The sequence below is a fragment of the Mesorhizobium sp. M7A.F.Ca.US.005.03.2.1 genome (assembly GCF_003997795.1).
GTDB lineage: Bacteria > Pseudomonadota > Alphaproteobacteria > Rhizobiales > Rhizobiaceae > Mesorhizobium > Mesorhizobium ciceri.
This window is the reverse complement of the sequence record NZ_RZRP01000237.1, coordinates 1-7,649: the sequence shown is the minus strand read 5'-3', so window position 1 is coordinate 7,649 and position 7,649 is coordinate 1. Positions and strand designations below refer to the sequence as shown.

Genomic DNA, 7,649 nt, shown 5'->3' with positions numbered 1-7,649 from the left:
GCGCCAGATCGATGCGCTGCGGCGTATTGGGTTGCGTTGCCAGGAAGTCGAGGCTGGCGTCGGTGGCGCCGCTGATCGAGCGGAAATCCGTGTAGGCCGACATTGATTGCAGGAAGCGGCCGGCGGCGAAAGGATCGTAGCCGGCCTCGCCGATCGACTTGATGCCGATGGCGTCGGCTTCCAGCTCCTGGTTGCGCGAGAATTGCGCGAGCCTCAGCTTGCCGCGGATCAACGCCGCCTTGGCGGTCGGGCTGTCGCCGAGCACATCGGAAACCACCTTGGTCGCCAGGCCTTCCTCTGCCTCGAGTTGCTGGCGCTGCAAGCCGTGATTGGCGGTGACGTGGCCCATCTCATGCGCGATGACAGCTGCAAGCTCGGCCGAATCATTGGCCAGCGCCAGGAGGCCGCGCGTGATGTAGAGATAGCCGCCCGGCAGCGCGAAGGCATTGACATTGGGCGAATTCAAAATGGTGATGCGATAGGTCTGTGTCGGGTTGGCGGACACCACCGTCAAACTACCGACCACCTTGGCGACCATGCGCTCGAGCTTGGGATCGGAATATTCGCCGCCATAGGTCGCCAGGATGCGCGGATGCTGCGCCCTGGCCAATTCGGCGAGCTTGTTGTTGGCGCCGACATTGTCCACCGTGATCGGCTTGTCGGAAGGCTGGAAGCCGGATTCCTGAACCTCCGGCGGCGGGAACATCTGGCAGCTTGCCAACGCCACGGCAAAGCCGGCCAGCGCGAGGAAGCGCGCCAGCGGTTTCATTCCCAATGTGTTAGCGCCGATCGCCAGAACGGCTTCCTTTCGGGTCCCGGCACATGACATTGAAAATCGGGGACGATCTTCAGAATGCTCACGTGCCATATCTCAAACTGCTGCAGTATCCGCGGCCCATCCCAGGGGCGGGCGCCGGATACTGCAGGCAAATCACGGCCTGTGCCGGACCGGTAGGGCGGACCTAGCCACACTCCCCCGGTCATGGCAAGCAAACGCCACATCGCCTGGAGCCGGTTTGACCGTAAATTATGTCCGCTTCCGGGCAACATCGCGTGATGTGGAATATCCGGCACCCGCGCCGATATAGCGCCGGAACGCCTCCGGACCAGCCCCGGCAAAGAAATCATCAGCCTTGCCGGTCGCAGCGACCAACCCATTGTCGACAAACACCATATGCTCGCCGATGCGGCGTGCATCCTCCGGCTGGTGGGTGACGAACAGCACTGTCATGGCGCGTTCGGCATGAACGGCGGCAACCAGATCCAGCATCTCGTCGCGCAAAGCCGGTCCGAGCGAAGCGAAGGGCTCGTCGAGCAGCAACACCGGTCGGTCGCGCACCAGCACGCGGGCCAGGGCGACGCGCTGGCGTTCGCCCCCGGAGAGCTCGCGCGGCAGGCGTTTCTCCTTGCCCGCAAGACCGGTGCGCGCAAGCGCCTCGGCGACCGCAGCGCGGTCCGCCTCGGTCAGCCGCAGGGATGGCGAGCGGCCGAGCCCGACATTCTGCTCGACGGAAAGATGCGCGAAGAGATTGTTCTCCTGGAACACCATCGACACCGGCCGCGCCGAGGCCGGCTCGGCGCTGACATCGACACCGCCGACCAGCACGCGGCCCGACCGTGGGGTCTCGAAGCCGGCGACCAGATTGAGCAGTGTCGACTTGCCCGAACCGCTCGGCCCCATGATGGCGGTGATCGTCGCCGCGGCAAACTCGACATCGAAAACAAGCGGCGCCTCGCCATAGCTGCCATAGCTGAACGACACTTTGTCCAGCCGCACCGGCGCGCCCTTCGCGAGCCCGTTGGCCGCCTTTTCACGCATCACGGACCTCCTCCCTTCCCAGCCAGTGCGCCGCCACGATCAACGCGAGACAGACGAGGCCGAGCAGCAGTGCGAGGCCGGCGGCATCCTCGGTGCGGTAGCTGCCCATCCGAGCCAGAAGAAGGTAGGGCAATGTCTGCACGGAATCACTGCCGAACAAGGCAATGACACCGAGATCGCCGAGCGACAGCGCCATGGCGAAAGCGAAGGCCGTGGCGAGCGGTCGCCGCAGCGACGGCCAGTCGACCAGCATCAGCCGGTTCCAGCCCGCAATGCCGAGCTGTGCACAGAGCCGTTCGTGACGCTCGCTCGCTGCATCATAGGCGGGACGCACGGCGCGGAGCGCAAACGGCATCGCCATCACCGCGTTGACGGTGACGACCATGACCGGGGCGAGGGCGAAGACATCGCCGACAAGGCGCAACAACAGGAACCAGCCGGCGCCGACGACGATCGGCGGCACGACCAGGACAAAGCCGGCGCCGGTATCGGCGGCATGTTCGAGCAGTGTCTTGCGGCCAGTCCGGCTGTTCAGCGCCAGTGCCCGCCGCGCCATGGTCAGCGCCAGCGACAGCATCACCGAAAGCAGCGCCGACAGGAAGGCGAGCGCCGCGCTGGTCAGCGTTGCCTGCCGGACAGTGGCCTCGCCGGCCAAGCGGGCGAGATCGGCACTCAATCCGGCCATCACGGTTGCCGCCATCGGCCCGACGACGAACAGCAGCGCCAGGACGATGAGTAGCGCGTTCAACCAGGTCTCGCTCCGATTGACCGAAAGATGGCGGCGTTGCGCGACCGGCAAATTGGTGTCGCCGACCACATTGGCGCCTAGCCGCGTCAGTGCCAGCACCACGATAAAGGTCAAGGCGATCTGCAGCAGCGTCAGTGTAACGGCCCGCGTGGGATCGAAATCGAAGCGCAGCGCCTGGTAGATGCCGACCTCAAGCGTCGTCGCGGCCGGCCCGCCGCCGAGCGTCAGCACGATCGTGAAGGATGTGATGCAGAGCATGAACACAAGCCCGGCGACGCCGGGCAGTGCGGCGCGCAGCGTTGGCCATTCGATCAGCCGGAACGCCGGCCGCGCCGCCATGCCGAGTTGGCTCGCCAGCCGCCATTGGTCGGCCGGTATGGTCTGCAGCGCCTCGAGGAACAGCCGCGTCGCCAGCGGCAGGTTGAAGAAGACATGGGCGACGAGAATGCCGGACAGGCCATAGATGCCCGGCCAGCTTCCGCCGCCGATAACGGCAAGCACGCCGGCGAAATAGCCGGCACGGCCATAAAGCGCCAGGATGCCGAGCGCTGCAACGATGGCCGGCAGCGCCAATGGCACGGCGAAGATCTGCAGGATGAAGGCGCGGCCGAAGAAACGTGGATGCCGCGACAGAGCGCGCGCCACAAACAGCCCCGGGATGACCGAAAGCAGCGTCGACAGGACCGCTTGCCAGAGCGTGAAGCGAATGACGCGAAGCAGATAGGGATCGAAGGCTGCCCAGGCGCCCGAGAAATCATGGGCGCCCTCGAAAAGCAGGCCAGCAAACGCGCCGCCGATCAGCAGCGCGATTGCAGCGAGCGCGACAATGCCGGCACTGACGCGGGAATCCGTGGAATGCGCCGGCGCCATCGCGCTGCCTATTTGCTCATCGCCGCCAGCCATTCATCGACCCAGGCCTTGCGGTTGGCGGCGACCTCTTGCGGGCTGAACAGCAAGGTCTTCGTCGGCTTGACCAGTTTGTCGAAGGCCGGATTGAGCGGCTTGTCGGTCTTGCCTGCCGGGAACATCCAGTTGGTCTCGGGGATGGCATCCTGGAATTTCGGCCCGGTCATGAAGGCCATGAACTTGGCCGCCAGCGGATTCTTGGCTCCTGTCGTGGTGATACCCGCCACCTCGATCTGCAGATACTCGCCCTCCTCGAAGGAGGCCGCTTGGTAGCGCTCCGTGTTCTCGGCGACCATGTGGTAGGCTGGCGACGTCGTGTAGGACAGCACCATCGGCGCCTCGCCCTTGGTGAACAGCCCATAGGCCTCGCTCCAGCCCGGCGTCACGGTCAGCACCTTGGCCTTGAGCTTGGCCCAGGCCTCGGGTGCCTTGTCGCCATAGACCGACTTGACCCAAAGAAGCAGGCCGAGGCCTGGCGTCGAGGTGCGCGGGTCCTGGATGACGATCTTGTCGTTGGCACTGCCTTCGATCAGCTCCTTCAGGCTCTTCGGCGGCGTCTTCATCTTCTGCGTGTCGTAGACGACAGCGAAATAGCCGTAGTCGAAGGGGACAAACGTGTCGTCGCTCCAGCCGCCCGGCACACTGACATCCGTCACCGCGCCATGCGGCGCGAACAAGCCTGACGCCTTGGCATCGGCGGTGAGATTGGTATCCAGGCCAAGCACGATATCGGCCTTGGTCGATGTGCCTTCCAATCTGACGCGGTTGAGCAGCGCGACGCCATCGGCGACCGAGACGAAGTCGACGTCGCAGCCGCATTCGGCCTCGAACTCCTTCTTCACCACGGGACCCGGACCCCAGTCGGCGGTGAAACTCTCATAGGTGTAGACGGTGAGCTTGTCCTTGGCCAAGGCGGGCCCGGACAAGGCCACGACCGTTGCTGAAACAAGAGCATATAAAAGCGTGCGCATCGGCGCCTCCTTCGTTCGAATTGAAAGGAATTGAGGCGTCGGACTGTCCGAAACGTCTAATCCCTCCGCCGGTACAAACCGGATCAGGTTCAGCGGGTTGGCGAGACTGCCTCTCAGCCGGTCCGCGAAGATCGCGTCCGGCACCCCGTTAGAGCGTTTCGACACATAGGCCGGGCCGATCCGCCATGCAAGCGGGAGTTTGCCGCCTTCCGTTTCCCGTGCCGGGCTGGTAAGGGCCACACGATATGAGCACATTCACCATCCTGCTTGGCGGCGATCTCATCCGTACGCCACGGCTCGACCGTCAGGTCAAAGGCTCCCGCGTCATCGCCGCCGACGCCGGCATCGGTCATGCGCGGTTGCTGGGTCTCGTGCCGGAGCTGTGGGTGGGTGATTTCGATTCGGTGCCGGCCAACCTGCCGGACGATCTCGCTTCCGTGCCGCGTCGGACCTTCCCGGCGGAAAAGGACCAGACCGATGGCGAACTTGCCGTCGCCGCGGCACTGGAGCGCGGCGCGACCCGCCTGGTGCTGGCCGGCGCCTTTGGCGGCAAGCGCGCCGACCACGCTTTTCTGCATCTGTCGCTCGCCCTGCGGCTGGCGGAGGCGGGAACGGACGTGCTTTTGACCAGCGGCGCTCAGGAAGGCATCCCCCTGCTGCGCGGAACGGCCGGCTTCGACTATGCCGACGGCACGCTGTTTTCGGTGCTCGGCTTTTCCGAGCTCGACGGCCTGACCGTCACCGGCGCCAAATGGCCGCTCGCTCACGTCAAGGTGGCGTTCGGTTCGCCGCTGACCATTTCCAACGAGGTCAAGTCCGACAAGACCGGGGGCCGCCTCGAAATCGCGCTCGGCCATGGCCGCGCGATGCTGCTCGCTCATCCCTATCCCTTACCTGAAAGCTGACATGGCCCCGCCCCTTCTCAACCTCGACGGGATAAAACTGACCTTCGGCGGCACGCCGCTGCTCGATGGCGCCGCCTTGACGGCTTCGGCCGGCGACAAGATCGCGCTGGTCGGCCGCAACGGGTCCGGCAAGTCGACCCTGCTGAAGATCGCCGCCGGCCTGATCGAGCCGCAGGACGGCGAAGTGTTCCGCCAGCCTTCGGCGACCGTCCGCTATCTGCCGCAGATGCCCGACATGGAAGGTTTTGCCACTGTCCGCGCCTATGTCGAGGCCGGGCTTGGCCCCGCCGACGATCCCTACCGCGCCAGCTATCTGATGGAGCATCTCGGCCTGTCGGGTGAGGAACGTCCGAACGACCTGTCGGGCGGGGAGGCGAGGCGCGCCGCCCTTGCCCGCGTCATGGCGCCGGAGCCCGATATCCTGCTGCTCGATGAGCCGACCAACCATCTCGACCTCTCGGTCATCGAATGGCTGGAAGAAGAACTCATCCGCACCTCCTCGGCGCTGATCGTCATCTCGCACGACCGCCGCTTCCTCGAACGCGTGTCGCGCGCCACGGTCTGGCTCGATCGCGGCCAGACCCGCAGGCTGGACAAGGGCTTCGGCCATTTCGAGGAATGGCGCGACCTGGTTCTGGAGGAAGAAGAACGCGAGCAGCACAAGCTCGGTCGCCAGATCGTTCGCGAAGAGCATTGGCTGCGCTACGGCGTGACGGCGCGGCGCAAGCGCAACATGCGCCGGCTCGGCGAGTTGCAGACCATGCGTCAGCGTTTTCGCGGTCATCGCGGGGCCGAAGGGTCGGCGATCATGGTGGCGAGCGACGCCACCGAGTCCGGCAAGCTGGTGATCGAGGCGAAAAACATCGAAAAGAGCTTTGGCGATCTCACCGTGGTCAAGGCGTTTTCGACCCGCATCCAGCGCGGCGATCGCGTTGGCCTGGTCGGGCCGAACGGCGCCGGCAAGACCACGCTCTTGAAGATGCTGACCGGCGAGATGAAGCCGGACGCAGGTTCGGTGCGGCTCGGCACCAATCTGGAGATCGCAACGCTCGACCAGAAGCGCGAGGCGGTCGACCCGCAGGAGACGCTGGCACAATATCTCACCGATGGGCGCGGCGAAAACCTCGTCATCAATGGCGAGCAGCGCCACGTGGTCTCCTACATGAAGGATTTCCTGTTCAAGCCGGAGCAGGCGCGCACGCCGGTGCGCGAGTTGTCCGGCGGCGAGCGGGCGCGGCTCCTGCTGGCGCGCGTGCTGGCGCGGCCCGCAAACCTTCTGGTGCTCGATGAGCCGACCAACGATCTCGACATGGAGACGCTTGAACTGCTGCAGGAACTGGTCGCCGGTTTCGCCGGCACCGTCATCCTGGTCAGCCACGACCGCGATTTCCTCGACCGCACCGTGACCAGCCTGATCGCGCCGGATGGTGAAGGCCGCTGGATCGAATATGCCGGCGGCTACTCCGACATGTTGGCGCAGCGCGGCGGCACGAAGCTGGACGACCGCAAGGCGCGGGCGAGAGCCGAAAATGGCGAGGCGCCCGCGTCAGGCAAGAGCGAAGCCGCCGCGCCAAAAGTGCCGGCGAAGAAACTGTCGTTCAAGCAGAAATTCGCACTGGAATCCCTGCCGAAGAAAATCGAAGCTGTGATGGCCTCTATCTCGCGGCTGGAGAACAACATCGCCGATCCGGCCTATTACGAGCGCGATCCGGCCTCGTTCCAGAAAACCATCGCCGCCCTCGACAAGGAGCGCGCCACGCTGGCCGCGCTCGAGGAAGAATGGCTGGAACTGGAGATGTTGCGCGAGGAGATGGAGGGGTGAGGAGTGTTTCGGCCGTAGGCCGATCAATCGACGACGATTTGTCGATTGAAGCGACGAACGCCCGGAGCCATAGCGAAAGGGGCCGAGCGCCCCTACCTGCAGCTAGAACCGCCTGATTGCCTCCATACAGAAATGCGCATATATTATGCGCATGTTGCGGAGGCTATTATGCGCAAAATTGCCTTGAGTGCGACCCGTCAGCCAGCAAATCTGTCGATCGATTCGAACCTCATGAGGGAAGCCAAGGGACTTGACGTGAATGTCTCGCGCGCTGCGGAGGCCGGCATCGCGGAGGCGGTGGCTGCCGAAAAAACGCGACTGTGGAAGCTTGAGAACCGCGCCACGATGGACGCGTGGAACGACTATATCGAGAAACATGGCATCCCGCTGGAAGAGTACCGGCAGTTCTGATGCCCCGCTATGATGTCTTCGCCGGTCGCCTCGCAGGCAGCTATGTGCTCGACGTTCAGTCAGAGCT

At 64.7% G+C, this 7,649-nt stretch carries 7 protein-coding genes and 1 riboswitch; of the genes, 3 read left to right on the top strand and 4 right to left on the bottom strand.

Going from position 1 to position 7,649, the window contains the following annotated elements; translation table 11 throughout:
* The 4 genes from EN991_RS15240 to thiB all read right to left on the bottom strand — a co-directional run.
* The coding region (locus EN991_RS15240; RefSeq protein WP_164769087.1) for a M48 family metalloprotease at positions 1 to 769 on the bottom strand (769 nt) is incomplete at its 3' end.
* Between the two features lie 258 nt (positions 770 to 1,027).
* Positions 1,028 to 1,819 carry a thiamine ABC transporter ATP-binding protein gene (thiQ, locus tag EN991_RS15235; protein WP_063169190.1) on the bottom strand — a complete coding sequence of 264 codons (792 nt, stop codon included), beginning with the start codon at positions 1,817 to 1,819 and terminating at the stop codon, positions 1,028 to 1,030.
* Complete coding sequence (thiP, locus tag EN991_RS15230; RefSeq protein WP_127369056.1) at positions 1,812 to 3,437, bottom strand: thiamine/thiamine pyrophosphate ABC transporter permease; 1,626 nt, start codon at positions 3,435 to 3,437, stop codon at positions 1,812 to 1,814. The genes thiQ and thiP overlap by 8 nt, the downstream gene beginning before the upstream one ends.
* An 8-nt stretch (positions 3,438 to 3,445) precedes the next feature.
* Positions 3,446 to 4,444, bottom strand: a complete 999-nt coding sequence (thiB, locus tag EN991_RS15225; protein WP_063169191.1) for a thiamine ABC transporter substrate binding subunit — start codon at positions 4,442 to 4,444, stop codon at positions 3,446 to 3,448.
* Between the two features lie 43 nt (positions 4,445 to 4,487).
* Positions 4,488 to 4,602: riboswitch (TPP riboswitch) on the bottom strand.
* An 87-nt stretch (positions 4,603 to 4,689) separates the two neighbouring features.
* Here thiB and EN991_RS15220 point away from each other — a divergent pair.
* The 3 genes from EN991_RS15220 (at position 4,690) to EN991_RS15210 (ending at position 7,582) form a co-directional block, all read left to right on the top strand.
* Positions 4,690 to 5,349: a thiamine diphosphokinase gene (locus EN991_RS15220; protein ID WP_127369055.1), complete on the top strand. Its 660-nt coding sequence runs from the start codon at positions 4,690 to 4,692 to the stop codon at positions 5,347 to 5,349.
* A 1-nt stretch (position 5,350) separates the two neighbouring features.
* On the top strand, positions 5,351 to 7,171 hold the full coding sequence (locus tag EN991_RS15215; RefSeq protein WP_063173238.1) for an ABC-F family ATP-binding cassette domain-containing protein: 1,821 nt from the start codon (positions 5,351 to 5,353) through the stop codon (positions 7,169 to 7,171).
* Between the two features lie 168 nt (positions 7,172 to 7,339).
* Positions 7,340 to 7,582: a type II toxin-antitoxin system CcdA family antitoxin gene (locus EN991_RS15210; protein WP_063170355.1), complete on the top strand. Its 243-nt coding sequence runs from the start codon at positions 7,340 to 7,342 to the stop codon at positions 7,580 to 7,582.
* Positions 7,583 to 7,649: the final 67 nt, after the last annotated feature.

Bases quoted from the DNA above. Each gene is read 5' to 3' on its own strand.
- thiQ (WP_063169190.1), bottom strand. From the start codon at position 1,819: ATGCGTGAAAAGGCGGCCAACGGGCTCGCGAAGGGCGCGCCGGTGCGG.
- thiP (WP_127369056.1), bottom strand. From the start codon at position 3,437: ATGGCGCCGGCGCATTCCACGGATTCCCGCGTCAGTGCCGGCATTGTC.
- thiB (WP_063169191.1), bottom strand. From the start codon at position 4,444: ATGCGCACGCTTTTATATGCTCTTGTTTCAGCAACGGTCGTGGCCTTG.
- EN991_RS15220 (WP_127369055.1), top strand. From the start codon at position 4,690: ATGAGCACATTCACCATCCTGCTTGGCGGCGATCTCATCCGTACGCCA.
- EN991_RS15215 (WP_063173238.1), top strand. From the start codon at position 5,351: ATGGCCCCGCCCCTTCTCAACCTCGACGGGATAAAACTGACCTTCGGC.
- EN991_RS15210 (WP_063170355.1), top strand. From the start codon at position 7,340: ATGCGCAAAATTGCCTTGAGTGCGACCCGTCAGCCAGCAAATCTGTCG.